The 22,871-nt window shown below is 71.0% G+C and carries 28 protein-coding genes; 14 read left to right on the top strand and 14 right to left on the bottom strand.

What is annotated here, in order from left to right; translation table 11 throughout:
- Together HUV06_RS01755 and HUV06_RS01750 are read left to right on the top strand one after the other, a co-directional pair.
- A partial coding sequence (locus HUV06_RS01755) for a YgcG family protein (RefSeq protein WP_174299548.1) occupies positions 1 to 615 on the top strand: 615 nt, incomplete at its 5' end.
- Between the two features lies 1 nt (position 616).
- Positions 617 to 1,288, top strand: coding sequence for a TPM domain-containing protein (locus HUV06_RS01750; RefSeq protein WP_174299547.1), 672 nt, complete (start codon positions 617 to 619; stop codon positions 1,286 to 1,288).
- Between the two features lie 56 nt (positions 1,289 to 1,344).
- Here HUV06_RS01750 and HUV06_RS01745 read toward each other — a convergent pair whose 3' ends face one another.
- The 4 genes from HUV06_RS01745 to HUV06_RS01730 form a co-directional block, all read right to left on the bottom strand.
- On the bottom strand, positions 1,345 to 2,457 hold the full coding sequence (locus HUV06_RS01745; RefSeq protein WP_174299546.1) for an NADH:flavin oxidoreductase: 1,113 nt from the start codon (positions 2,455 to 2,457) through the stop codon (positions 1,345 to 1,347).
- Between the two features lie 143 nt (positions 2,458 to 2,600).
- Positions 2,601 to 3,293, bottom strand: coding sequence for an anti-sigma factor domain-containing protein (locus tag HUV06_RS01740; protein WP_174299545.1), 693 nt, complete (start codon positions 3,291 to 3,293; stop codon positions 2,601 to 2,603).
- Positions 3,290 to 3,820: a sigma-70 family RNA polymerase sigma factor gene (locus HUV06_RS01735; RefSeq protein WP_254600826.1), complete on the bottom strand. Its 531-nt coding sequence runs from the start codon at positions 3,818 to 3,820 to the stop codon at positions 3,290 to 3,292. Before HUV06_RS01735 ends, HUV06_RS01740 begins: the two co-directional genes overlap by 4 nt.
- 107 nt (positions 3,821 to 3,927) lie before the next feature.
- On the bottom strand, positions 3,928 to 5,049 hold the full coding sequence (locus HUV06_RS01730) for a PHB depolymerase family esterase (RefSeq protein WP_174299543.1): 1,122 nt from the start codon (positions 5,047 to 5,049) through the stop codon (positions 3,928 to 3,930).
- A gap of 362 nt (positions 5,050 to 5,411) precedes the next feature.
- On the opposite strand from HUV06_RS01730, the gene HUV06_RS01725 reads away from it, so the two are divergent.
- From HUV06_RS01725 to HUV06_RS01705, 5 genes are all read left to right on the top strand, one after another.
- Positions 5,412 to 5,618: a hypothetical protein gene (locus HUV06_RS01725; RefSeq protein WP_174299542.1), complete on the top strand. Its 207-nt coding sequence runs from the start codon at positions 5,412 to 5,414 to the stop codon at positions 5,616 to 5,618.
- On the top strand, positions 5,615 to 5,797 hold the full coding sequence (locus HUV06_RS01720; RefSeq protein WP_174299541.1) for a hypothetical protein: 183 nt from the start codon (positions 5,615 to 5,617) through the stop codon (positions 5,795 to 5,797). Before HUV06_RS01725 ends, HUV06_RS01720 begins: the two co-directional genes overlap by 4 nt.
- Positions 5,798 to 6,022 carry a hypothetical protein gene (locus tag HUV06_RS01715; RefSeq protein WP_174299540.1) on the top strand — a complete coding sequence of 75 codons (225 nt, stop codon included), beginning with the start codon at positions 5,798 to 5,800 and terminating at the stop codon, positions 6,020 to 6,022.
- 425 nt (positions 6,023 to 6,447) lie between these two features.
- Positions 6,448 to 6,561, top strand: coding sequence for a hypothetical protein (locus HUV06_RS16170; protein ID WP_254600827.1), 114 nt, complete (start codon positions 6,448 to 6,450; stop codon positions 6,559 to 6,561).
- A 54-nt stretch (positions 6,562 to 6,615) separates the two neighbouring features.
- Positions 6,616 to 7,065, top strand: coding sequence for a GNAT family N-acetyltransferase (locus HUV06_RS01705; RefSeq protein WP_174299539.1), 450 nt, complete (start codon positions 6,616 to 6,618; stop codon positions 7,063 to 7,065).
- Positions 7,066 to 7,087: 22 nt separating this feature from the next.
- Here HUV06_RS01705 and HUV06_RS01700 read toward each other — a convergent pair whose 3' ends face one another.
- From HUV06_RS01700 to HUV06_RS01685, 4 genes are all read right to left on the bottom strand, one after another.
- On the bottom strand, positions 7,088 to 7,378 hold the full coding sequence (locus HUV06_RS01700; RefSeq protein WP_174299538.1) for a putative quinol monooxygenase: 291 nt from the start codon (positions 7,376 to 7,378) through the stop codon (positions 7,088 to 7,090).
- A gap of 71 nt (positions 7,379 to 7,449) precedes the next feature.
- On the bottom strand, positions 7,450 to 9,261 hold the full coding sequence (locus tag HUV06_RS01695; protein WP_174299537.1) for an AsmA-like C-terminal region-containing protein: 1,812 nt from the start codon (positions 9,259 to 9,261) through the stop codon (positions 7,450 to 7,452).
- A gap of 114 nt (positions 9,262 to 9,375) precedes the next feature.
- Positions 9,376 to 10,563 carry an aspartyl/asparaginyl beta-hydroxylase domain-containing protein gene (locus HUV06_RS01690; protein WP_174299536.1) on the bottom strand — a complete coding sequence of 396 codons (1,188 nt, stop codon included), beginning with the start codon at positions 10,561 to 10,563 and terminating at the stop codon, positions 9,376 to 9,378.
- 55 nt (positions 10,564 to 10,618) lie between these two features.
- Positions 10,619 to 11,752: a zinc-binding dehydrogenase gene (locus tag HUV06_RS01685; protein WP_174299535.1), complete on the bottom strand. Its 1,134-nt coding sequence runs from the start codon at positions 11,750 to 11,752 to the stop codon at positions 10,619 to 10,621.
- Between the two features lie 212 nt (positions 11,753 to 11,964).
- Between HUV06_RS01685 and HUV06_RS01680 the strand changes: the two genes are divergently transcribed.
- The 3 genes from HUV06_RS01680 (at position 11,965) to HUV06_RS01670 (ending at position 13,489) form a co-directional block, all read left to right on the top strand.
- Positions 11,965 to 12,231 (top strand): hypothetical protein, encoded by a 267-nt coding sequence (locus tag HUV06_RS01680; RefSeq protein ID WP_174299534.1) that lies wholly within the window; start codon positions 11,965 to 11,967, stop codon positions 12,229 to 12,231.
- 106 nt (positions 12,232 to 12,337) lie between these two features.
- Positions 12,338 to 12,979, top strand: a complete 642-nt coding sequence (locus HUV06_RS01675; RefSeq protein WP_254600825.1) for a spermidine synthase — start codon at positions 12,338 to 12,340, stop codon at positions 12,977 to 12,979.
- A 33-nt stretch (positions 12,980 to 13,012) separates the two neighbouring features.
- On the top strand, positions 13,013 to 13,489 hold the full coding sequence (locus HUV06_RS01670) for a PaaI family thioesterase (RefSeq protein WP_174299532.1): 477 nt from the start codon (positions 13,013 to 13,015) through the stop codon (positions 13,487 to 13,489).
- Here the strand turns inward: HUV06_RS01670 and HUV06_RS01665 are convergent.
- Positions 13,475 to 14,245, bottom strand: a complete 771-nt coding sequence (locus HUV06_RS01665; RefSeq protein WP_217433587.1) for an SDR family oxidoreductase — start codon at positions 14,243 to 14,245, stop codon at positions 13,475 to 13,477. The two genes, HUV06_RS01670 and HUV06_RS01665, sit on opposite strands and share 15 nt — an antisense overlap.
- Positions 14,246 to 14,520: 275 nt before the next feature.
- Between HUV06_RS01665 and panB the strand changes: the two genes are divergently transcribed.
- Both panB and panC read left to right on the top strand, forming a co-directional pair.
- Positions 14,521 to 15,354 carry a 3-methyl-2-oxobutanoate hydroxymethyltransferase gene (gene panB / locus HUV06_RS01660; RefSeq protein ID WP_174299531.1) on the top strand — a complete coding sequence of 278 codons (834 nt, stop codon included), beginning with the start codon at positions 14,521 to 14,523 and terminating at the stop codon, positions 15,352 to 15,354.
- Between the two features lie 2 nt (positions 15,355 to 15,356).
- On the top strand, positions 15,357 to 16,226 hold the full coding sequence (gene panC, locus HUV06_RS01655) for a pantoate--beta-alanine ligase (RefSeq protein ID WP_174299530.1): 870 nt from the start codon (positions 15,357 to 15,359) through the stop codon (positions 16,224 to 16,226).
- A gap of 141 nt (positions 16,227 to 16,367) precedes the next feature.
- Here the strand turns inward: panC and panD are convergent, their stop codons facing one another.
- Positions 16,368 to 16,745, bottom strand: a complete 378-nt coding sequence (panD, locus tag HUV06_RS01650) for an aspartate 1-decarboxylase (RefSeq protein WP_254600824.1) — start codon at positions 16,743 to 16,745, stop codon at positions 16,368 to 16,370.
- Between the two features lie 233 nt (positions 16,746 to 16,978).
- Here panD and HUV06_RS01645 point away from each other — a divergent pair, with 233 nt between their 5' ends.
- Positions 16,979 to 17,908, top strand: coding sequence for an ROK family protein (locus HUV06_RS01645; RefSeq protein WP_254600823.1), 930 nt, complete (start codon positions 16,979 to 16,981; stop codon positions 17,906 to 17,908).
- On the opposite strand, the gene HUV06_RS01640 is transcribed toward HUV06_RS01645, so the two are convergent.
- The 3 genes from HUV06_RS01640 to HUV06_RS01630 form a co-directional block, all read right to left on the bottom strand.
- Positions 17,858 to 18,553 carry a 4'-phosphopantetheinyl transferase superfamily protein gene (locus HUV06_RS01640; RefSeq protein WP_174299528.1) on the bottom strand — a complete coding sequence of 232 codons (696 nt, stop codon included), beginning with the start codon at positions 18,551 to 18,553 and terminating at the stop codon, positions 17,858 to 17,860. The two genes, HUV06_RS01645 and HUV06_RS01640, sit on opposite strands and share 51 nt — an antisense overlap.
- Positions 18,550 to 19,854: a family 1 glycosylhydrolase gene (locus tag HUV06_RS01635; RefSeq protein WP_174299549.1), complete on the bottom strand. Its 1,305-nt coding sequence runs from the start codon at positions 19,852 to 19,854 to the stop codon at positions 18,550 to 18,552. The genes HUV06_RS01640 and HUV06_RS01635 overlap by 4 nt, the downstream gene beginning before the upstream one ends.
- 76 nt (positions 19,855 to 19,930) lie before the next feature.
- A complete protein-coding gene (locus tag HUV06_RS01630) occupies positions 19,931 to 21,169 on the bottom strand; it encodes a glycosyltransferase (protein WP_174299527.1) in 1,239 nt (412 codons plus the stop codon).
- 55 nt (positions 21,170 to 21,224) lie between these two features.
- On the opposite strand from HUV06_RS01630, the gene HUV06_RS01625 reads away from it, so the two are divergent.
- The gene (locus tag HUV06_RS01625; protein WP_174299526.1) at positions 21,225 to 22,319 is read left to right on the top strand and encodes a phosphatidylserine/phosphatidylglycerophosphate/cardiolipin synthase family protein; all 1,095 of its coding nucleotides are present in this window, start codon (positions 21,225 to 21,227) and stop codon (positions 22,317 to 22,319) included.
- A 6-nt stretch (positions 22,320 to 22,325) separates the two neighbouring features.
- On the opposite strand, the gene HUV06_RS01620 is transcribed toward HUV06_RS01625, so the two are convergent.
- Positions 22,326 to 22,856, bottom strand: coding sequence for a DUF2141 domain-containing protein (locus HUV06_RS01620; RefSeq protein ID WP_174299525.1), 531 nt, complete (start codon positions 22,854 to 22,856; stop codon positions 22,326 to 22,328).
- Positions 22,857 to 22,871 lie beyond the last annotated feature (15 nt).

Raw genomic sequence — 22,871 nt, 5'->3', positions numbered from 1 at the left:
CTCGTCGTGGTCACTCTGTCGTCGCTGCAGGGCGACGACATCGCCGACTACGGCTACCAGCTCGGCCGCGCCTGGGAAATTGGGCAGAAGGGCAAGAACACAGGCGCCCTGTTCATCGTCGCGCCGTCCGAGAAGAAGACCCGCATCGAGGTCGGCTACGGCCTGGAGCCGGTGCTCACGGACGCCATGTCCAGCGTCATCCTCAATAGCCAGGTGCTGCCGCGCTTCCGCCAGGGCGACGTGCCGGGCGGCGTGGTGGCCGGGACCGACGCGATCATCCAGCAGCTCGGCCTCGATCCCGCAACCGCCCAGGCCCAGGCGCAGCAGGCGGCGGCGGTCCAGGCTCAGCAGGAGGCGCAGCCGCAGGGCCGCCATCACGAGGTGTTCGGTTCGATCTTCTCCTTCCTGCTGTTCATCTTCGTCATTTCCGCCTTCTTCCGCGGCGGCCGCAGGGGTGGAGGGCTCGGCTGGGCGCTGCCGCTGATGTTCCTGGGCGGAGACGGCTTCGGCCGGGACAACGACGACGGGGGCGGTTTCAGCGGAGGCGGAGGCGGAGGCGGCTTCAGCGGCGGAGGCGGCTCCTTCGGCGGCGGCGGAGCCTCAGGGGGCTGGTGACATGCTGAGCGAGGCCGACCACCAGAAGATCGCAGCCGCCGTAGGCGCCGCGGAGGCGCGCACCACCGGCGAGATCGTCTGCATCCTGGCGCGGGAGGTGTCCAACTACCGCGAGGTGCCGCTGGCCTGGGCGATCGCGGTGGCCCTGATCGCGCCGCCGCTGGCGCTGCTGACCGGTGCGCCCGCCGAGGCGCTGACGCCCAGGGACTGGAGCGCCAGCGCGGCTCCAGCGGCCACACTCACTCGGGCGCTGGAGGCCTATGGCCTGCTGCAGGTGGTGCTGTTCACCGTGGTGGCGGGCCTGGCCTCTATCCCCCGGGTGCGCCGCCTCCTGACGCCTGCGCCGCTGAAGCGCCATCGCGTGCACAGGGCGGCGCTTCAACAGTTCCTGGCCACCGGGCTGCACCTGTCGCCGGGTCGCACAGGCGTGGTGATCTTCGCGTCTCAGCAAGACCGGCGGGTGGAGCTGCTGGCCGACGATGCAATTCATGCCGCAGTCGGCGACAAGACTTGGAACGCCGCCATCGCCGCGATGCAGGATGGGATGCAGAAGGGCCGGCCGGCCCAAGGCTACATCCGCGCGGTGGAGCTGTGCGGCGAGGCCTTGGCCGCTCACTTTCCGAGCCAAGGACCGCACGAGAACACGATCAGCGACCGCCTGCTGGAGATCTGAGGCCAGCTGTCATCTCTCCCCTGCAGAACGGGAAAAGGTAACAAGGGGCGGCGAGCTCAGCTCAGCGTCATCAGCGCTTCACGGGTGAAGTCGGCGAGTTCGCCAGTCCGGCCCTGATGGACCTTGGTCACCCAGGCTGGGTCCTGCAACAGGGCGCGACCGACGCCCACCAGGTCGAACTCGCCGCGTTCGAAGCGGCGCATCAGCTCGTCGAGCGAGGCGGGCTTGGAAGATTCGCCGGCAAAGGTGGCGATGAACTCTCCGGCAAGTCCCACCGAGCCCACGGTGATGGTCGGCAGGCCGGTCAACTTCTTGGCCCAGCCGGCGAAGTTCAGGTCCGAGCCGTCGACGTCGGGGAACTCCGGCTCCCAGAACCGCCGCTGCGAGCAGTGGAAGGCGTCCGCGCCGGCGTCGGCGAGCAGGCCCAGCCACCGGCCCATCTCGTCGGGCGTATGCGCCAGGCGCGCCTCAAAGGCCTGCTGCTTCCACTGGGAGAGGCGGATGATGACCGGGTAGCCGGGGCTGACGGCGCGGCGCACCTCGCGCAGGATGTCGGCGGCGAAGCGGCCGCGCTCCAGGATGGAGTCGCCGCCGTAGCGGTCGCCGCGCACGTTGACCTCGTGCCAGAAGAACTGGTCGATCAGGTATCCGTGGGCGCCGTGCAGCTCCACTGCGTCGAAGCCCAGCCGCTCGGCGTCGGCGGCGGCCCGCCCGAAGGCCGAGATGGTGTCGGCCACGTCCGCCTCGCTCATCGGCTCGCCGAACGGCTTGCCGGGGGAAGAGAGCCCCGAAGGGCTGTCATAGGGGCCGGACGGGCTCCAGTCCTTCTCGCGGGAGCGGACGGCGCCGACGTGCCAGAGCTGGGGCGCGATCAGGCCGTCCGCGGCGTGCACCTGGTCCACCACCACCTTCCAGGCCGCGAGTTCCTTGTCGCCGTGGAAGCGCGGGATGTTGGGATCGTTCAGCGAGGCCGGGCGCGCGACGCCTGTACCCTCGGTGATGATCAGGCCCACCTGGTTCTCGGCGCGGCGCCGGTAATAGGCCGCCACCTCCGGCGTCGCCACGCCGCCCGGGGAGAAGGAGCGCGTCATGGGCGCCATGACGATCCGGTTGGGCAGGGTGATCGACTTCAGCCTGAAGGGGCTGAACAAGGCGGCGGGGCTGGTCATAGGCGATCGGTGTCCGAGGGATGCGACCAGCGGCTGGCTACCCGGTCCCAGCCCGGTGGGAAAGGGCTCTCGGGACGCGCCTGCGTTCCTGATCCCACACAGGATCAACCAGGTTCCCCTGGGGCTGCCTGCAAGGCCGGGCGCTACAGGTTCGTCAGCTGTCCCGTCGCGATCACCGGCCCCGTGGGCTGGCCGGTGGGCGAGCCGCCCCTGGGCTCGACCGACACCGCCAGCGTGCCACCTCCCACGCTTGCCGCCGGGATCATCTGCACGGAGCTTTCGAACGCAGCCATGCCCAGGGGGATCGGCTTGCCCCCGGTGGGGATCAGCCAAAGTTCCGGAGAGCGATCCTGCGCCGCGCTGACGGCGGCTGGCGTGAGCACGATCGCCTTGCGGCCAGGATCGTAGAAGGCCACGAAGACCGTGGGGCCTCCGGCGGTGGCCGCCAGTCGGGCCGTGAGCACCGGCGGCGCAGGGGCGGCGGGCTTGGGCCAGGCCACGACCAGCGCCAAGGCCGCCGCCAACGCCCCCGCCGCGGCAGTCGCGCTGCGCCAGAGCGCCAGGCTTCTCTTCAGCTGCAGCTCGACGACGTTGCTGGAGGTCTCCAGGCGACGGGCCAAGTCTGCCCAGACGTGCGGGCCAGGCTGTTCCGGCGCGATCTCGGCCGTAAGCGGGTCGAATCGGTCTTGCCACGCCTCGACCTCACGGGCGAAGCCTGGATCGGTCGAGATGCGGCGTTCGGCGGCCACTCGCTCCTGGCCGTCGAGCACGCCGAGTGCGTACTCCGCCGCCACGAGGGCGTCGTCTTCGCCGGAGATGGGATCGCGATCACTCATTGCTCTAGACAGGTACGCAGGCGCAGCAGGGCGCGACGCACCCAGCTCTTCATGGTGCCCAGCGGTGCGCCCGCAGTCTCCGCCAGGGAGGCGTAGGTCTGGCCATCGAAAAAGGCCGCGCGGATGTAGCCGGCGTGCTCAGGCTCGAGTTCACCGAGGCACGTGCTGAGCTGGCGGTAAGCCTGATCGCGCTCCAGCGTCTCGCTGGCGAGCGGGCTGGGATCGGCAGCCTCGGCGATCGCGTCCAGCGGCCGGTGGAGGTGGCCCTTGCCCGCACGGAGCCGGTCGATGGCGCGGTTGCGCGTCAGCGCGGCCAGCCAGGTGACCGGGCTGACGCCTCGCTCCGGATCGAACGATCCGGCCCGTCGCCACAAGGTGACGTACACGTCCTGCAACACGTCCTCGGCTTCGCTTCGGTCGCCAAGGATACGGAGGCAGATGCCAAAAAGTTTCGCGGAGGTCTGATCATAAAGACGCTGGAGCGCCGCCTCGTCGCCGGCCGCCACCTGTTGAAGCGCTGCAATCAACCGCTGTCGATCCGCCGTCCCCTCCACGAACCCAGCGCTCCAGTCCCATCCGCGGCGTCGGCCCTGAATGACCACGCCCGTGGCCGGCGTGCAAGGCGGCCAGATGTCTACTTCAGCAGGCCCGCATTGCGGAGCGCACCGGTGATCACGCCGCCCACCTCCGAGGTGATGGCATGCAGGAGGGGCGGCGATCCTCCCGCGTCCGCACGGGCGCGTGCCGGGGCGGGGGGAGCCTGCGGCGCAGCGCGCATTTGGTTGTGGGGCTGGACCAGAGTCCACGATCGGGCGATCTCCAAGGTGGAGGAGACGCCCACTTCCAGCAGGTAGGGTCCCGCCCTTCCGCACCCGTCGTCGATCATGCAGCCCAGCGGCGCGCCATGGCCCATTCCGCTCAGCTGGTTCAGCTCCACGGCTGCGGCGCCGCGGCTGTCACGCCACGCAGTCCGCCGCCTGCGCCCGGTATCATCAGGTCCCGCCGTGAGCAGGTCGGAACCCGCGCCTTCGATGCCGTGCACGTTGCGCCACTGGCTGGCCAGGTCCTCTGCCACGCTGGGCGCCACGGTCATGTCCTCATCTCCCTGCCAGATGGAGATGCGCGGCCACGGTCCACGGCGTCCCGAGGCCGACCGGACGGCGTCTCCCAGCACCCGCGCCGGCAGCGACCGGCTCCCGCGCATGGCGGCGAAGGCCTCCTGCATGTTGGAGGCTGCGCCATACGGCAGGCCGGCTATGATGGCACCGCCGGCGAAGGTTTCCGGATAGGTAGCCAGCATGACGTTGGCCATAGCCCCTCCTGCCGAGAGGCCAGTCACGAAAATACGGCTGGGATCGAGGTCGTAATCTGCAATGGCCTTGCGCACCATGGCGTGGATGGAAGCCGCTTCGCCGCCGCCTCGACAGGTGTCCGCAGGCTGAAACCAGTTAAAACAGACGTTGAGGTTGTTCGCGCGCGTCTGCTCGGGGCAGAGAAGGACGAAGCCGCACCGGTCTGCCAGCTCAAGCCATCCCGCGCCGAGGGCGTAGGCCGACGCCGTCTGGGTGCAGCCGTGCAGCACAACGACGAGCGGCGCCCGAGCCGGCCGGCCAGGCGGTGCATGGACGAGCATGCGAAGGCCGCCAGGATTGTCTGCCGACATATCGATCTCTTGCAGGGACGTCGCCGCGGTTTCGTCCGCGGGCGTCCATCGAGCCGCCGCCAGGGCGGCGACCGTCTCGCCCAGGCTGGCCATCTTCGAGTCTCCTCAGGTTGGAGGACCAATATGGATGCTGCACTGCAGCAAGGCCAGTCCCAATCCGTCGTGACGGCCAGAGGCGGTGCAAGGTGGCTAGACGCGCACTTTTCCATCCAAGCGCCGCTTAGGTGAATTTACATTTGGTTGGAGCTTTCGGGCGCGCGCCGCAGTATCGTCGCTCGTCGGCCATCCCTCGCGCAGAGCGGTTGGCGCCGGCCTGAAAGGACGCCATGTCCAGTTCCCGCATCCCGGCGCACGAGCCGACCAAGGTGCTCACCGACCCGAGATCCACTGGGTCCGCACCGCATTTGCGACTTCCTGACATCCTCGGCCTGCGAGGCGCCAAGCGGAGCTGAGCGATGGTCACGGTCATCTCGCGGCTGCTCGCTCGGATCAGTTCGCGCTGGACGCCGCCGCAGGAGGTGCGGGCCGAGGCCTGGGCATTGGGGGGGCGTCATCGCGGCCGCGTGGTGGAGGGCGCGAGGAGCGAGCTTCGCGCACCCGGCTTGCCACTCCGGCGCGCCCTGCTGCTGCGTGCGGTGATCCGCGCGGAGGGCCGTTTGTGATCGACGAGGATGCCCAGGGCATGCGGCGCGAGAACGACTATCTGAAAGCCCGCTGGGCCGAACTCCAGCTGGATGTCGGCGACCTCTCCAGCCAGTTGGATCGGGTGACGCAGCAGCTGGAGCAAGCCTCTTTGCGCAGGGCGATGGCCTCTGCGAGCCCGCTGGCGGGCGGGCAGTAGTTGGGCCTTTCGCCGGGACAGTTCACCGCGCTCCGCAATCTCGCCAGCAAGCAGGCAGGCGGGGACGTCGACTGGATCAACATCGGCGATGCTCGCGCCCTGACTGCGCTGGGCTTCGCCGAACGCAGCCGGGAAGGCTGGAAGATCACCGCCGCCGGGACCGAAGCCCTGAAGCTGGACGGACCTTCCGATGAAGCGCCCGGGGCCGCGGAAACCTCGTCCTGACCGGCCAAGTGAGCGGCTAGGGTCGCAAACCACTTGATCTCTGTGGCCCGGAACCGCTCTAATGACTGTCCGTCGCGTAGGCGCTTCTCGCCGCGGTCGCACAAGGGACCAAGATGCCCGCTCGCCCACCTCCCCCTCCACCCAGGCCGCTTCCGCCTGCACAGAGGTTCCGATCCGAGATCGAGAAGGCGACGGCGGACGGCGCTGTCATCTCCGCCCTGATGCTGAAGCTGACGCTCAGCGACGCCGCCAAGCTCAGGCGCGATCCCAGCATCGACACGGACGCCATCAGCTTTTCCGACGGCCAGATGCGATATCTGGGCGTCCGGGTGGTGGAGGGCGCCATCGCCGCCAGCACCTTGCTGACCCGCACCGCCGATGAGATCGCCGCCGACGACCTCCCCCCGCCCGTTCCGGAGAAAGCCATGGCCAAGGGCCAGAAGAAGAGCAACAAGGAAGTCCGCAAGCCCAAGGCCGAGAAGGCCAAGCCCGCGGCGACGGCGGGAAAGGACTTCCTGACCCCGCCTGGGAAGAAGTGAGGATCGCCCTGCGAGGCGCTCAGGCGCGCTTGCAGGCTGGCGTCCGACGCGGACTTGGCTGACCGCTACGGCCTGGAGATACGCAGTGCGACGGCTGCCGACGCGATGGGTCTCGCAGAGCTGATGAGCGGAATCGGCCAGTGCGTCCCGCCCCGCGTCCTGGCCGAGCGGATCGAGACCATCCGTCATAGCGATGGCGCGGTGCTGGTGGCCATGGAGTGGGGACCGCCCAGCGGCGTGGTCGCGCTGTCCTGGCGCGTGGACCTCCAGGCAGAGGCGGCCGAGGCCCAGATAACCACATTGCTGGTGCGCGAGGACGCCCGGCGGCGGGGTGTCGGGCGGTTGCTGCTGAAGGCCGCGGCCCGGACGGCGCGGACAGCCGGCTGCAGCGCCTTGCAGCTGCTCGCGCCGCCCGACCATCCGGACCTGGAAGGCTTTTGCCTCGCGACGGGATTCGCCCGGACGACCATCGGCTTTGGACGGGGCCTGCGGAAGCGGGCCTGACTGCAGCCTGCTCCGCCTTCAGTCAGATCAACGCGTCCAACAGCTCTACTTCAGGCCGGCTCTCCACGAGGTCGCGCAAGGCCCGGCCGCCTTCCTTGTAATGGTCGCTCGAGCCGTGCGCGTCGAACGCCGCCTGGTCGGCGTACATCTCCAGCACCTTGTAGGTCCGCGGTTCGGTGCGGCTGCGGGTGAGCTGGTACATCTGGTTGCCCGGTTCGTTGGCCTTCACCTTGGCGGTCATCTCGGCGAAGGTGCGCTCGAACTCCGCCTCGCGGCCTTCCTTGGCCTTCAGGACTGCGATCACGCCGATCATCTGGTTTCTCCTTCGTCAACCCGAGCGGAACGCCGCCGCCCGGCGTCCGCTCCGCCAGCCCCACGGCACGATCACCCGCACCTTAGGCTTGGCGGGGGCGAAAACGCTGCCTTGAACAGGCCATCGAAGGTGTGACTGATAAGGCTTGCGGCGCCGCCGAGAGCCAGGGTCGCGCGAGGATGTGCAAGCGGTCCCGCGATCCGCACCGCCGTCACGTCCGCCATCGCGGGGGCGGCGGGACGCAGGGTGAGGTCTAAAGTCTCCGAGGCGAGATTGAAGCCGCCGGATCCTGTGACCGCACCCAGCCCGCTCACCACGCGCAGAGCCGTAGCGCGGGCTTTCCCATCCCGGACCTGAAACCTGGCCACAGCACATCGCAGAGGCGTATCGGCAGGCTTTCGCGCCAGCAGCGAGAGGACCCCCTGGACCATATCGCCACTCAACACCGCGGCCTGCTTGCGCTGCAGCCGGCCGGTGAGGGCGGTGAGCTGCACGCTCCCGGAGGCGTGGCTCGCGGCAAGGGCGAGAGAGCTTCCGGCGCCCTGGAGGTGGATGGCCCCGTCTAGCACCGCCTGGAGGGGCGCAGGCGCGCCTCCCGGCTGGCGGAAGTCCGAGGTGTCGGCGCGCTGGAGGTCGACATCGAGGCGCACCTGCGGGACGGACCTGCGGACGTCCAGCACGAACTCGATCTTCGCTTGACCGTGCGCCAAGTCCAGCGTCAGCGGCGCCGCGGCGACCCGCCCGCGGTCGAACGTGGCGACCAGTCGCAGGCTGCGGATGCTGCGCGCCTGGACGCTTGCAGCGCTCAGACGCACCACACCGCTTAACCTGCGCAGGGGGGCAGGGTTGATGGCGACCTCGGGCAACAGCCTGCCCTGGCGGCGTGCGTGGCTCAGCTGGCCGCCACTGGCGACCGACAGCAGGTCCGACACGCGAAGCGAGCGGGAGCGGAGCGCGCCATCCAGGTGGCGTCCGCCTGGCGCCGGCGTGATCGTCATGGCTCCCGCGATGTCCGAGGCGCCGACGCGACCGCTAAGGCCCTGCAGCCGCGTACGCTCCGGCGTCCGCTCTATCCGGGTCTGCAGGCTGTAGGGCGGCGTATGGGGGAGAGGGACGTTGATCAGGTGCGACAGGTCGTGCAGGTCCGGCCCGGTCGCGGCGACGGTCGCCTGCAGGTGTCCGTCGCGAGGCGCGAACCCGCCGCTGAAACGTGCGTCGGAGTTTCCAGAGGGCTCAGCTACGGTCAGGTGGCCGCTGAGGATGTAAGGTGCGGAGCCTTTGAAGTCGGCGGTGCTTCTGGCGTCCAGGGTCCAAACCCCGTCCTCAATGCGGCCATGGCCGGCCACGGCAAGGACCGGCGGACCGGTCGCGCCCGAGGCGACGGAGATCGCGCCCTGGAAGCTCAGGGCGCGGCTTGGGTCCTGGTAGGCCACACCGCCGTTGCGGAGCGCCATCCTGGCGATGCGCGGCAGGCGCGGAGGCGGCCGCGCCCGTCCGTCCGACCAGTTGGGCCGGCCCTGCGAGTCATGACGAAGATCGAGGCGCAGACCGTCGAGCTGCACGTCCTGCAGCCGCACGTCGCCCAGCAGCGACGTCCACGGCAGCGTCACCGTCCCGCGATCCACCCAGACCATCGCCCCGGGGGTCGCCCAGGCGGGCTGATCCACATGCAGACGGGTGAAGCGTACCGTGAAGCTGGTGAGGTGGGGATGGAGCGAGAGTTCGCCATCCACATGCACCGTCCGACCCAGCCGGTGCGATAGCGCGGCCAGGGTGAAGGACCGCGTCCGCACACCAGCGCCGAGTCCGACGATCGCCAAGCCGACCAGCAGGATCCCGACGCCGCCCGCCAGGCTCCATGCGAGGCCAGGCCGGCGCCTCACCCGTCCCGAGGCCGTCTCCAACTCAGCCGACCCCCACAGGCGCCCTGGACGCAGACGGCGCTTACGTCGCCGCCTGTGAGCGCAGCAGCGAGCGATCGGTTGCCGCAGCTCCGCTCAGTCCGGCGTCTGGACAGACGGTGCGCCGCTGAAGAGGTCCATGGCCGCCATGATGGCCGCGATCGCGGCGTGCTCCTCGTCGGGGATCAGGGGATGGCGCACGTCGAAGATGAGGACGGCGCGGGCCGTGTCGCTGTCGTTCCAGGCCTCGTGCTCGATGGTGTCGTCGAACACCCAGGCGCAGCCTTCCCGCCAGGCGCGGGTCTCCGCCCCTACCCGGAAGCCGCAGCCCGGCGGGACGCTGAGCGCCAGATGCCCCACCAGGCGGGTGTTCGACACGCCAGTGTGAGGCGGTATGCGGGTGCGGGCCTTCAGCACCGAGAACATGGCCGATGGCGAACGGTTCACCGCGTCGGGCTGGGGCACGGGCTCCAGCGCCGCCAGGGTATGCGGGCAGCGGGTGCAGTTCGCCTCCGACCGCCGGCCATGCTGGTAGAGGTGGAAGGCGGTCCAGGCATGGGAGCGGTTCAGCTCCGCCCACTGATCCACCGGCTGGGTGTCCGGCAGGTCCATGTAGGGCACGAGCGCCGCGTCCTGCATCCCGATCGCCAGCATCTCAGCCGCGATCGCGGGCGCCGCCGCCTCCAGCGGCTCCAGCCAGGGAAACTGGGCCCGGTCCCAGAACTCAATCGCCGGCAGGCCTGGATAGGCGTAGCCGAGCGGCGCCTGTGCATAGACCCTGCGCCGCCCGGTGAGGCGGTCGACGAACACCTCAGCCTGTTGCTGGGCGCGACCGGACAGCGGGAGCGCGTCCAGGCTGGCCCGCAACGCGGTGTTCAGCTCCGCCCCGTGGCGGCTGTTCACCTCCCGGGCGTGGGCCAGCGCGCGTCGCGCCGCCTCGTCCAGATGGTCGTCCGAAGGCGCCTGCAGGAGGGCCGCGCCGTAGACGGGGGCGGCGGCGCGCACCCCCTCGATCCGTTCCAGCAGCGAGGCGCGCATGAGCAGGGCCGGAAAGGCCCGGGGCTCACGCTGCAGCGCCCGGTCCACCGCCCGCAGGGCCGCGGACAGCTCGCCGGAGGCGCGGTGCGCGGCCGCGAGCGCCAGCCAGAGCTCCAGGCGGCCGGGCGCCTGCTCAGCCGCACCCTGCAGTTCCCGGACGGCTGAGGTGAAGTCGCGCCGGCGCATCGCCTCGGCGGCCCGCCGCTCCAGCGTGGCGATCGTCGATGGCGTGTCCGCTCCGCTCACCCGTCCTTCCAAGCAGAGGGCGCGCACCGGGTCCAGTGCGCCTCGCTCCTCCCGGTCAGCCGAGGCTCGGATCGACCAGGTACTTTTCCCCCGTGGCGCGGCGATTGTAGGCGTGGAGGTTGTCGAGCTTCAGCATGTCGGTGAGCGAGATCACCTTGCTGTAGCGGCTGGCGAAGGTGGTCTTCAGCTCCGTGGCGACCCGCCCGCGCAGCTCTGCCACCTTGGCCGCGCCGGCCTTCTGCAGGAACGGAGTCAGCAACCAGCCGCCCACGCTCCAGGCGAAGCCGAAGCTGCGGACCAGCTCGGTCGGGCGGGTATCCAGGGCGCCGTAGATGTAGACCTGCTTGTGCACCGTGGAGCCGTAGCGGCTGTAAGGGCCCGTCGAGGCGGCCGCCTGCTCCATGCCTGACAGGATCTGGCCAGCCAGCCTGCCGCCGCCGATGGCGTCGAAGGCCAGGGTCGCGCCCGTGGCCTTGAGCGCCTCAACCAGGCCGGACATGAAGTCCGCGCTGCTGGTGTCGCAGACGTGGACGGCGCCGGCTTCGCGCAGCAGGACGGCCTGTTCGCCGCTACGCACGATGTTCACCAGCGTCACGCCGTCGGCCAGGCAGATGCGGTTCAGCATCTGGCCGAGGTTGGAGGCGGCTGCGGTGTGCACCAGGGCGCTGTGGCCCTCCGCGCGCATGGTCTCGACCATGCCGAGCGCGGTCAGCGGGTTGACGAAGCTGGAGGCGCCGTCCTGCGCGCTCGCCCCCTCCGGCAGCGGCAGGCAGTCGGCGGCCCTGAGCTTGCGGTACTGGGCGTAGGTGGAGCCGCCGGCGATGGCGACGGTCCGGCCTAGCAGGGCCTGGGCCTCCGGCGAAGACCCGGCCGCCACGACGCGCCCCGCGCCCTCGTTGCCGACCGGCATGGACTGGTCCAGCCGGCCGGCCATGCTGCGCATCAGCGGCGCGGGTACCGCGGCCGTGACCACAGCCTCCGCGCCTTCGCCTCTGGTCGTTGCAGAGCCCAAGTCCGCAGCCCCCACCAGCAGGCCGAGGTCCGACGGATTGATCGGGGCCGCCTGCATCTGCACCAGGACCTCGCTCGGACCCGGTTCAGGCCGGGCAACCCGTGCAAACGACAGCTCCAGCTCGCCATCCGACTTGATCAGGGAGCGCAGCTCCAGCCGGGATTGATCGTCGTTCATGGGCGTTCCTCCTTGGGGTTCAGAGCGGCTCTGGCGTAGACGAGTGACCGCTGGCCGTGCATTTCAGCGACCACGTCCCTCCTATACCGCCTCGCCGCCGCTCGCCCGATCAAAGCTCGGATGCGCCACGGGAGCTTGCGCGAACGGCGGACGATGCGGACCATGGAACCAGTAGGGCCACGCCGCCTTCTTGCTCCGACAGGGGACGTCCCATGCTGCTCATCGCCGTTTTGTTCTGCCTCGTCGGCGTCTGCGCCTTCTGCGCCGCGTCTGGCAAGGCCCGGTCAGTGCGCCGCGACGAGACTCGCCTGTCCGGCTACATCGCCTCGCTCAAAGCGGTCGCTTCCGACCATCGCGCATACATTGCCGAGCTGGAGCGGTCTCTGGCCGGCCGGGACCACCTTCTCGCCGCCCAGGAGCGCCTCATCGAAGGCCAGGCGGCCCATCTGCGCACCCTGGATCCCCATTACGTAGGGTGACCCGCGGCCCGGCGATCGGGCGCGCAATGGCGGCGGATCGGCGGTGATCCCCTGGGTGCAGCGCGATTGCGCCCCGACCCCTGATGGCGGCGGGGAGCTCAGGCTGATGCAGCGGGGCGCCGAATTCTCGATCATGCTGGGCGCCAACGAGCTGATGAACAGCCGGCTCGGCGGTTCGGAAGCCGCTCTGGCCAGCCTGGCCTGCGAGCGCATCCGGACCCGGACGGCGGCGCGGGTGCTCATCGGCGGCCTGGGCATGGGCTTCACCCTGAAAGCGGCCCAGGCCGGGCTTGGCCAGGACGCCCGCATTGTCGTGGCAGAGCTCCTCCCCCGCGTGACGGCCTGGGCGCGAGGACCCCTGGCGGGCGTGTTCGGCGACAGCCTGGCCGACCCCCGCGTGGAGGTCGTGGAGGCGGACGTGGCCACGATGATCGGCTCGGCCCAGGACGACTACGACGCCATCCTGCTCGATGTGGACAACGGTCCCGGCGCTCTGGTGCACCGGGCGAACGACAGGCTGTATGCGCCGGCCGGCCTCGCCGCAGCCGCGCGGGCGCTGCGCCAGGTCGGAGTGCTGGGGGTGTGGTCCGCCGCGCCGGATGAAGCGTTCGGCCGCCGGCTCCGGCAGGCGGGCTACGCGGTGACGGAGTCCAGGGTGGCGGCCTATGGGCGTCGCGGAGGTCCGCGCCATGTGGTTTGGATCGCCGAGGCCAGGCGGCGTCTGGCCGAGCCTGAGGCAAGGGGATAAGCCGGCAGGCGAGGCGACCTCAGGGGCAAGGCTATGGATGGCGGCGGCGACGACGAGCGGCGGGGCCCTCGCAAGATCACCGAGGGTGAGTTCACCGGCTGGTGGACCTGGGGCGGCGTCGATCCCTTCGAGGTCCTGACCGGACCGTTCTACTCCCGCGTGATCGACGGCGAGCCCCGCTGCGCCTTCCGGGCGGAGGCGCGGCACATGAACAGCTTCGGCGCCATGCACGGCGGCTGCATGATGACCTTCGCCGATTTCGCCCTGTTCTCGCTCAGCCAGCGGGCTCGGGGCGGCTCACAGGGCGTGACGGTGAACCTCAGCGGGGACTTCCTGGGCCCGGGCCATGCGGGGGAGTGGATCGAGGCGAGGGGCGAGGTGACTCGGGCGGGCCAGAGCCTGACCTTCGTGCGGGGTCTGCTGACCGCGGACGGGCGGCCGATGCTGAGCTTCTCCGGCGTCATCAAGGCGGTGAAGCGGCGAGGGCCGCAGGCGTCAGAAGTGGGCTAGGTATCCGCCGTCCACCGCCAGCACCTGGCCGGTGATGTAGGCCGCGGCGGGGGAGGCGAGGAAGACGGCGGCGCCGGCGAACTCGTGCGGCTCTCCCCAGCGCTGCAGCGAGGTGCGCTGCTCCAGCCAGCGCCGCACGCCCTCGTCCGCGACCATCTGCGCGTTGGCGTCGGTGGCGAAGTAGCCGGGCGCAAGCGCGTTCACGGTGATGCCATGCACGCCGAGGTCGGCCGCCAGCGCGCGCGTCAGCGCCTCCAGCCCGCCCTTGGCGGTGGTGTAGGGCGCATCGCCCGACCGGGCGATCGGACCGGCAATGGAGGTGACGTTGAGGATGCGGCCGCACCTGCGGTTGATCATCGACTTGGCCGCCAGCCGGCTGAGATGGAAGGGCGCGACCAGGTCCACCTCGAGCAGGGCACGCACCTCGGGCAGCGAGAAGGCGAACAGCTCCCGCCGGTCCCGCTGGCCGACATTGTTCACGAGGATGTCGAGCCGGCCTTGGCGCGCGACGATCTCGGCCACGGCATGGGCCGCTGCATCGGTGTCGGCGATGTCGAAGACGCTGGCCTGGGCATCGCCGCCTGTGTCTCGGATGGCCGCGACGGCCGGCTGCAGCGTCTCCAGGCCGCGGCCGTTCAGGATCACCTGGGCGCCGGCTGCGGCCATCGCCTTGGCGACCTCGAAGCCCAGGCCGCGGGCGGCGCCGGTGACCAGGGCGACTTGGCCGGCGAGGCTGAACGGATGGGCGATCGTCACCGCCCCCTTCTACGGCGGGATGAGTCTTGGCGTAAACGTCTGTATTCGCCTCACTCTGAACCCGCTTTAGAACGAGCCGTCCGCCACCGACGGCCCGGTTTCATCCGGGAAAAGGTTCAGGACGAGACCGGATGTGAGCCACAAATTGCGCACCTTCATCCCAGCTTTTTCCGATGTGGGCGCACCCGGCCCGTGTTCATCGGCTGCGAGCTTCCGACTTCGACGTCGCCGGCCTAAAAGGCCCGCTCTCGCCTCGGGGCAAGTTCGGGACCGCCATGCCAGTCACTCTTCGCGACGTGCAGCGGATGAAGGACCAGGGCGAGCGTATCGCCATGGTGACGGCCTACGACTACGCCTCCGCCCGGATCGCGGACCGGGCGGGCGTGCCGCTGCTGCTGGTGGGCGACTCGCTCGGCATGGTCATGCACGGCCATTCGACGACCTTGCCGGTGACGCTGGACGACATGGTCCGTCACTCGGCCGCCGTGATGCGCGGCGCCGAGGCCGCGCTGGTCGTCGGCGACCTGCCGTTCCTGACCTATGCCAGCGAGGCGGACGCGGTGGCCTCCGCCCGCCGGCTGATGCAGGAGGCCGGGGTGCACGCGGTGAAGCTGGAGGGCGGTGCGCCGGTTGTCGCCGGCGTGCGCCGGCTGACCGAGCTCGGCGTGCCGGTGATGGGTCATCTCGGCTTCACCCCGCAGTCGCAGCACCAGCTCGGCCTGCGCGTGCAGGGCAAGGCGGCGTCCGAGGCCCGCCGCCTGCTGGAGGACGCGCTGAGCCTGCAGGCGGCCGGCGCCTTCGCCATCGTGCTGGAGCTGGTGCCCGCCCAGCTCGCCCGGGCGGTGTCTGAGCGGCTGCGCATCCCCACCATCGGCATCGGCGCGGGCGCGGGCTGCGACGGCCAGGTGCAGGTCTGGCACGACCTGCTGGGCCTGCTCGACGGCAAGTCGCCGCGCCACGCAAAGCGCTACGCCGACATCGGCACGGCCATCGGCTCGGTGTTGAGCGCCTATGTGGAGGAGGTGAAGAGCGGCGCCTTCCCCACTGCGGCGCAGAGCTCGACCATGGACGAGGCCGAACTCGCCCAGGCCCTGGCCGGCCTCGACTGACCATGCAGGTGCTTGGGACGATCGCGGAGGTGCGCGCCGCGCGGGGCGGGTTGGGGACGCTGGGCCTGGTCCCCACGATGGGCTTCCTGCACGAGGGCCATCTGAGCCTGGTGCGGCGCGCGAGGGCGGAGTGCGGGGCGGTGGCGGTCAGCATCTTCGTCAATCCCACCCAGTTCGGGCCCAACGAGGATCTCGCCCGCTATCCTCGCGACCTCGCGCGCGACCTGGCGCTGCTGGACGGCGAGGGCGCGGAGCTGGTGTTCAACCCCAGCGCCGCGGAAATCTATCCAAGGGGCTTCTCCTGCCGCATCGAGGTGGAGGGCGTCACCTCGCCGCTGGAAGGTGCGGCGCGGCCGGGCCACTTCGCCGGCGTCGCCACAGTGGTGGCCAAGCTGTTCAACATCGTCCAACCTTCGCGCGCCTATTTCGGCCAGAAGGACGCGCAGCAGGCGGTGGTCATCCGGCGGATGGTGTCGGACCTGGACATGCCGGTGCAGGTGGTGGTCGCCGACACGGTGCGGGAGGCGGACGGCCTGGCGCTCTCCAGCCGCAACGTCTACCTCGACGCGGCCGAGCGTGCGGTCGCGCCGACGCTGTTTCGCGCGCTGTCCCGGGCGAAGGGGCTGTTCGAGGGCGGCGAGCGCGATGCGCAGGCGCTGAGAGAGGTGGTGCGCGACCTCATCGCCGACCAGCCGGGTTTCCGGGTCGAGTATGTCAGCGTCGCCGACCCGGACACCCTGCAGGAGCTGGGGACGGTGGGCTCGACGGCGCTGATGTCGCTCGCCGCGAGGCTGGGACGCACGCGCCTGATCGACAACGTCGTGCTGAGATGCTCGCATGAGCCGATGGCTGGCGAGCCTGACCTCTGGTGATCTTTGCTCCTAACCCGCGACACGTGCGGGCAAGGAGGAAGAGGAAGACGTGATCTTGCCGGTCACTCACCACAGCCGCCGGTATGGAACGAACCTACACCTCGCGTCGACTTCAGGATGAGGCGACGGCGAGCAGTGCGCTTAGACGACCTCCGCCTCGAACGGCTCCAGTACGGTGGAGGGGCGTTCGGTGAGGAAGCGGACGAAGCGGTTCCGGCCGTCGACCAGGGCGGCGAGCGGCTGGATCGGCTTGTCGGTGAGCTCGAAGCCCATGATGATGACCTGCTCGCCCTCGCCGATCAGGTGCGCGGCCGCGCCGTTCATGCACATGGCGCCGGAGCCCCGCGGACCTGCGATGACATAGGTCTCCAGCCGTGCGCCGGAGGTGTTGGACACCACCAGCACCCGCTCGCCCGGCCACAGGCCGACCTGGTCGATCAGGTCCTCGTCGATGGTGATGGAGCCGATGTAGGCGAGGTTCGCTTCCGTGATGGTGGCGTTGTGGATCTTCGACCGCATCAACCAACGCATGTGACGTCTCTGCTCATCGCCGCAATGTGGCCGCAGGTGGGTCCTGCGCCGCGCCTAGATGGTCCCGCCCGGCCGCGGGCGCCAGATCGGCGCGATCCGGGGCGGCTTGTTAGCAGACTTCCCCTTAATTGCGAGACTCGGGCCGCCTGCGGCGTGGAAGCGCGGCGAGGCCCGCCAGAAGGCCTGATAGGCCTGAGGCGACGCTGCCCGGCGGAGGCCGAGTGCTGACCCTTGAGCCCATCTTCGCCGGCGTGGAGACCGGCGGCACCAAGATTCTGTGCAAGGTGGTGGACCGCGCAGGCGTTACGCTGGCGCAGGCGCGGTTCGCGACCGAGGGACCGCTGGCGGCCGTGGAGGCCATCGCGTCCTGCGTGGCCTCCGCGCTGACCGCGAGCCGGCGACTGGCGGGCGTGGGCGTCGCCAGCTTCGGCCCCATCGCCCTGGACGCCCGGGCCGCCGACTACGGCAGGATGCTCGCCACGCCAAAGCCGCACTGGAGCGGGTTCGACCTGCACGGCGCCCTGGCCCGCAGGCTGGACGCGCCGATCGTGCTGGACACCGACGTGAACGCTGCGGCCCTGGCTGAGCAGCAGATGGGGGCCGGCCGCGGCTTTCAGACGGTGGCCTACGTCACCATCGGCACCGGCATCGGGGCGGGCCTGGCGATCGGCGGCCGCACGCTGCGCGGCGCCATGCACCCGGAGATGGGCCATGTCCGCCTGCAGCGCCGCGACGGCGACGGCCTGCCCAGCGCCTGTCCCTACCATGCCGACTGCGCCGAAGGCCTGAGCGCGGGACCCGCGATCCGGCGCCGGCTGGGCGAGGGGGTGGGGCTGCAGGCTCGGGCGGACGTGTTCGCGCTCGTGTCGGACTACCTGGCCCAGCTGTGCGAGACCATCGTCCTGGCCTGGTCTCCGCAGAGGCTGATCCTGGGCGGCGGGGTGATGGACACGCCGGGCCTTCGCGCCAGCGTGCACGAGGGCCTGCGCCGACGCATCCAGGTCTACGGGCCGCAGTCCGCGGTCGCAGCGGACGGCTACCTGGCCGCTCCGCAGCTGGAGCATGCAGGCCTGGAGGGCGCGCTGTGGATGGCCCGCAGGCTAGGTGCGGACCCCCCGGATGGCTCCGGGCCGGCAGCGCACCGGCCCTGATCGGGCGTCATCGGCATACGCCAACGCCAGCGCGAACCGGCCTTGCGGCCGAAACTGCCGGAACAGCCAGCCGCAAGGTTCGAGGGGACGGGGGCTCGGATCAGGACCGGTGAGCCGGGCCGGTTCGAACTCGGGATGCTCCATCCGGTCCTGCAGCCCCTGGCCGGACGCCTTGTGGGCGGCTTCCTTCAGGGTCCAGAGGTGCACGAAGGCGTCGCTGCGAGCCGGCTCCGCCAGGGCCTGCAGCCCGTCCGCCTCTCGGACCGAGAAGGAAGCGCGCGCCAGGACGAGCCCGTCGGGCATGGGGCTGAGCGGCTCGACATCGACGCCAAGATCGATCCCCGGGGCGACGGCGCAGGCGACCATGCCGCGCGCGTGGCTGAGGCTGAACCTCAGGTCCGGCCCTCCGTCGGCGCCGTCCAGGCGGGGCTTGCCCGTCGGCGAGCGCACGAAGCGCCAGTTCCGAGGCGCCCCTCCGGCGACCTCGCTCAGCAGGGCGCGGAGCAGCGCGTGGGCGGCGGCGTAGGCGATCCGGTCGGCCTCATGTTGGAAACGCAGCGCCCGCGCCCGTTCCGCTTCGTCGAGCAGGTCCATCAGGAGCGGCTCGTCCGGGGCTGAGGGCTGCAGCCACCGGAGCTCGATCACGGGCCGGCCGCGTCCAGCCAGCGGTAGGGCGGCAGGGTGAGGCGGCCGTCGCCCCGCCACCAGCCGGGAACTTCCAGGGCGGGATGGGAGCGCACCCAGTCGGCGGCGTCGCCGCCTGAGCCCAGGTGCGTCAGCATGTCCGCCAGTTCGGTCGCTCGCGGCGCGCCGCCGCTGACGTCGAAGGCGCCCGGCTCGTAGAAGCCGGCCTGGCGGGTGAGCAGGCTGTTCCAGTCGAAGCTGCCCAGCAGCGCCCAGCTCGTCACCGCCCGCACGTCGACCCCCCTGGCCTGCAGGCGCCCGGCCATGGCCCAGGCGTCCAGCCCCCAGCGCATCTGGTCGTCCAGGCTGCCGTTCAGGTGCGACTCGGTCACCGCCAGGGGCAGGTTGTAGCGCGCCCAGGCCTGGGTGAGCAGGCCCTCCAGCCCCACCGGCCCGGGATCGAGCACGCGCACGGCGTCCATGTCGAACTGTCCCTCCGTGCCGGCGACCCACTGCGGATAGAGCTCGGCCCTGTGGTCCAGGAACCGCTCGCTGGTGGGATAGAAGTTCACGCCCAGCACGTCGGGCGGGCAGGGCGCGTCGGCCAGGGCGTCCAGGCGGCGGGCGAGGCCGAACGCGTCCAGCCGCGCGCGCAGCGGGTGCTCGGGCGTGACCCGGCCGGCCAGCAGGTCCCAGCTGATCCAGCGCCGCTGGTTCTGGTAGGCGACCTCGGCGGCGAAGGGCGGGGTGCCGTAGGCCTGGCCGAGGTCCTCGGTCTGGATCAGGCGCGCCTGCGGGTTGACCCGGCGAATCTCGCGCATGGCCGCGGCCGTCCCCTCGATCTCGTTGAGCAGGGCCAGCCAGAAGCTCCGCTCGTCGCTGAGGTGCGGATACCAGTGGCCGTAGAGGGCGCTGAAGCGGGCGGTGGTCAGCGGCTCGTTGACCGGCGTCCAGTCCTCGATCCAGGGATAGCGCTCGGCGACGGCCCGGGCGTGCCGGGCCAGGCCGGCGACGAAGCCGTCGCTCAGCAGGTCGGTATAGCGGGGCCCGCTGCCGTGGTGCAGCAGGCCGGCGATGGGCCGAAGGCCGAGGCGCCGGATTTCGGCCAGGCGCTCGTCCGACCAGCTCCAGTCGCGCACCTCCGGCGCGTCTGGCGACACCCGCTCCCACAGCACAGGGTAGCGCAGGGCCTTCAGGCCGAGCGCTGCGAACAGCGCCAGGTCGCCGATCCGCTGCTGGTGGCCCGAGCGCACGGTCTGGTCGAAGAAGGCGTCGCCGATCCGGTTGACGGTGCACTCGTGCCCACCCCAAAGTTCCAGCATGTCGCCCTGCTCCATCGTGGAGCGACCTACGGACGGCGCCTCGCCCGGCGCAACTGCTTTCGCCGCCTGGAACCGATCACGCATAGGCTGCGAAGATGGCCGAGTAGGCTTCGATGGACTGCGTCAGTCCGAAATCGTGAGCACGCACCTTGGCGGCCGCCCCAAGGGCGAGCGCGTATTGGGGGGCGCTCAGCACCGCATCCAAGGCCGCGGCGAGGGCGTCGATGTCGCCGACGGGCGTCAGCAGTCCGCTGCGGCCATGGTCGATGGCCTCACGCGGGCCGTAGTCGCAGGCGCTGGCCACCACGGGCGCACCGCAGGCCATGGCCTCGAGCAGGGCGTTGGGAAAGCCCTCCCAGAACGAGGGCAGCACGAACAGGAGCGACCGCGCGAACCAGGCCCAGGGATTGGCGGCGAAGCCCTGCAAGCGCACCCGCTCAGCGACGCCCAGGTCCACGGCGAGCGCCTGCAGCCGCGCCTTCAGGCTGCCCTCGCCCAGGATGACGAGGTCGAGCCCGTCGCAGGCGCGGCTGGCGGCGAAGGCGCGCAGGAGCAGGCTCTGTCCCTTCTGCGGCTCCAGCCGGCCCGCCGTGACGATGAAGGGTCTGCGGCCCGCTAGGTCGAGCGGGACCCTGGCGCCCGCCTCGATCCTGGCCAGGTCGATGGGATTGGGCGCCACGTGCACCCGCTCAGGCGCCAGCCGGAAGTTGCGACGCAGGCCCTCGGCCATGTCCGCCGAATTGGCCAGCACCCCGTCCGCCGCCCTGTAGCAGCGGCCGAGCATCGACTTGACCACACGCCGGCCGAGCGGATTGGCCACCTCGCCATCGATTACGGCCAGGGCGTTGTTGCCCTCCCGCGCCAGCCAGCGCGGCCGCTCCGCGCCCAGCAGCCCCATGGCCGGCCAGGCGGCCAGGCTCAGGCCCTTAAGGAAGCTGACCGCCACGTGCGGGCGTGAGCGGCGCACCAGGGCGGCGAGGGCCCGGGGCGCCTGGACGGCGCCGGCGACCAGGCGGTCGGGCCGGTAGAGGGCGGCGTTGCCACGATCGTCCCGCAGCCAGCCGCCGCCCGCGGCCACGTCGATGCGCCCCGGATCGACATCGTCGAGGTAGGGGCCGGCGCGGCGCAGCAGGCCCATGCGGACGTCGAAGCGGGCCGGGTCGCAGCCGTTCAGCAGGTTCACCGCCACCCGCTCGGCCCCGCCGCCGTGCAACGAGCTCAGCAGCAGCAGCACGCGGATGCGCCCGTCCGCCTCGTCGCCGTCCGCATCGTCGACCCCGCGGCTCTCGGGCTGGAGGCTTCTCGCCGGCGGCATCGGGGCCTTATAGGTGGGGCGCGGCGCGGCGCAACGCGGCGCCAGGGACCCGGCCGTGCCTCGCCATGAACTGCTGATCGGCGCGGGCGAGTTCTGGGCGCGGGCCAGCGCCGACATCGCGGCCGCGCGCCGGCGGGTGCTGGTGCAGGCCATGACCTTCGAGGGCGACGCGGTGGGCCTGGAGGTCGCCGCCGCCATCCAGGCCAGCGCCGCGCCCCTGCGCCGGGTGGCGGTGGACGACTACACGCGATGGGTGGTGAACGATCGCTGGGTGCACACGCGCCGGGCCAGGCGCGACGAGGCCCTGCAGGTGGAGGTCCGCGCCACCTCGGCCATGTTCGCGCGCCTGGAGGCCGCGGGCGTGGAGGTGGTCTGGACCGCGCCGGTCCGCAGGCTCTGGCGCGACTACCCCTTTCGCGACCACCGCAAGGTCATCGTGGCGGACGACGTGGCCTATATCGGCGGGATCAACTTCAGCGACCACAACTTCGCCTGGCCCGACCTGATGGTCAGGATCGCGCGGGGCGAGGTGGCTGACCGACTGGCGCAGGACTTCCCTTCGGCCGAACAGGCTGCTGCGGGCGGCTGGCGCGCCGACTTCGACGGTCTGAGCCTCTACCGCATGGACGGGCGCCGCAATGCCGGAGCCTTCACCACCCTGGCCTCGCACCTGGACGCGGCGTGTGAAGAGATCGTCGTGGCCAGCCCGTATCTGAGCTTCCCCTTCACCGACGGGCTGGTCCGGGCGCACCGGCGCGGCGTGCGCGTGAGCGTCCTGACGCCCCAGGCGAACAACAAGCCGATCCTGCGCCGCTACATCGCGGGCCTGGCGCGGCGGGAAGGTTTCCGCCTGGTCCAGACGCCGGAGATGAGCCACGTCAAGGCGGTGCTCATCGACGATGCGACGGTGATCCTCGGCTCCTCCAACTTCGACTTCGTGAGCCTGGAGGCGGAGGCGGAGATCGTCGGCGTCTTCACCGACCAAGCCTTGGCGGGCGAGCTGCAGCGCCGCCTGGTCGAGCCCGCCCTGGCCCAGGCCGTCGCGCATCCCGCCGGGGGCTCGGGCCTCCCCGGCGCCCTGGCCGCAGCAGGGCTCAGGCTGGCCCACGCCTATGTCCGGTTGCTGAAGCTGGCGCGCAGGGCCGGCTGAACGGCCTCAGCCCCTGGCCTTGTGCAGCGGGATGTGGATGGTGTTGTCGCCCGCGTGCACCGGGAACCGCACCGAGCGGAAGGTCGGCAGGCCCATCAGGTTCGGCGGGTCGTTGGACAGGCCGTAGGGCTCCGCCGGCAGGCCGAGCGCGGTGCGGTTGAAGCGATGGTCGCCGTTCAGGTCCTGGTAGACCGCCACCTCGTAGCGTCCGGCCGCCGGCAGCCACAGGCACAGCTGCGTCGACGGCGCGGCGCTCGGCCGGCGCACGATGGCCAGCTGGCCATGGTGGGCGAGGAAGCGGTGGGGATCGTCCGGATAGACGGTGGCGGCGACCTGGCCTTCGGTGCGCACCACCCGGTCCACCGAGATGAACAGCCGCACGCCGGACGGCTGGCCATCGCAGGCGTCCTCCTGGGCGCTGACGCCGGTGGCGCACAGGGTGGCGGCCGCAAGGCTCAGGCCCAGGCTCAGGCTCAGGCTCAGGCTCAGGCCCACGCGCGCGGCGCGCCTCATCCAGGGCTGGACGGGACTCGGCATCGACATCCTCGTACT

The sequence above is a fragment of the Caulobacter sp. S45 genome (genome assembly GCF_903642205.1).
Taxonomy (GTDB): Bacteria; Pseudomonadota; Alphaproteobacteria; order Caulobacterales; family Caulobacteraceae; genus CAHJWH01.
Note: the sequence above shows the minus strand (reverse complement) of the source record. Positions and strands in the feature narration are given on the sequence as shown.

What these genes read in the sequence shown, in the direction of transcription:
- HUV06_RS01750 (WP_174299547.1), top strand. Translation starts at nt 617, where the DNA reads ATGCTGAGCGAGGCCGACCACCAGAAGATCGCAGCCGCCGTAGGCGCC.
- HUV06_RS01675 (WP_254600825.1), top strand. Translation starts at nt 12,338, where the DNA reads ATGCAGCGGGGCGCCGAATTCTCGATCATGCTGGGCGCCAACGAGCTG.
- panB (WP_174299531.1), top strand. Translation starts at nt 14,521, where the DNA reads ATGCCAGTCACTCTTCGCGACGTGCAGCGGATGAAGGACCAGGGCGAG.
- panD (WP_254600824.1), bottom strand. Translation starts at nt 16,745, where the DNA reads ATGCGGTCGAAGATCCACAACGCCACCATCACGGAAGCGAACCTCGCC.
- HUV06_RS01700 (WP_174299538.1), bottom strand. Translation starts at nt 7,378, where the DNA reads ATGATCGGCGTGATCGCAGTCCTGAAGGCCAAGGAAGGCCGCGAGGCG.
- panC (WP_174299530.1), top strand. Translation starts at nt 15,357, where the DNA reads ATGCAGGTGCTTGGGACGATCGCGGAGGTGCGCGCCGCGCGGGGCGGG.
- HUV06_RS01730 (WP_174299543.1), bottom strand. Translation starts at nt 5,049, where the DNA reads ATGGCCAGCCTGGGCGAGACGGTCGCCGCCCTGGCGGCGGCTCGATGG.
- HUV06_RS01635 (WP_174299549.1), bottom strand. Translation starts at nt 19,854, where the DNA reads ATGCTGGAACTTTGGGGTGGGCACGAGTGCACCGTCAACCGGATCGGC.
- HUV06_RS01740 (WP_174299545.1), bottom strand. Translation starts at nt 3,293, where the DNA reads ATGAGTGATCGCGATCCCATCTCCGGCGAAGACGACGCCCTCGTGGCG.
- HUV06_RS01680 (WP_174299534.1), top strand. Translation starts at nt 11,965, where the DNA reads ATGCTGCTCATCGCCGTTTTGTTCTGCCTCGTCGGCGTCTGCGCCTTC.
- HUV06_RS01670 (WP_174299532.1), top strand. Translation starts at nt 13,013, where the DNA reads ATGGATGGCGGCGGCGACGACGAGCGGCGGGGCCCTCGCAAGATCACC.
- HUV06_RS01685 (WP_174299535.1), bottom strand. Translation starts at nt 11,752, where the DNA reads ATGAACGACGATCAATCCCGGCTGGAGCTGCGCTCCCTGATCAAGTCG.
- HUV06_RS01620 (WP_174299525.1), bottom strand. Translation starts at nt 22,856, where the DNA reads ATGCCGAGTCCCGTCCAGCCCTGGATGAGGCGCGCCGCGCGCGTGGGC.
- HUV06_RS01725 (WP_174299542.1), top strand. Translation starts at nt 5,412, where the DNA reads ATGGTCACGGTCATCTCGCGGCTGCTCGCTCGGATCAGTTCGCGCTGG.
- HUV06_RS16170 (WP_254600827.1), top strand. Translation starts at nt 6,448, where the DNA reads ATGGCCAAGGGCCAGAAGAAGAGCAACAAGGAAGTCCGCAAGCCCAAG.
- HUV06_RS01745 (WP_174299546.1), bottom strand. Translation starts at nt 2,457, where the DNA reads ATGACCAGCCCCGCCGCCTTGTTCAGCCCCTTCAGGCTGAAGTCGATC.
- HUV06_RS01630 (WP_174299527.1), bottom strand. Translation starts at nt 21,169, where the DNA reads ATGCCGCCGGCGAGAAGCCTCCAGCCCGAGAGCCGCGGGGTCGACGAT.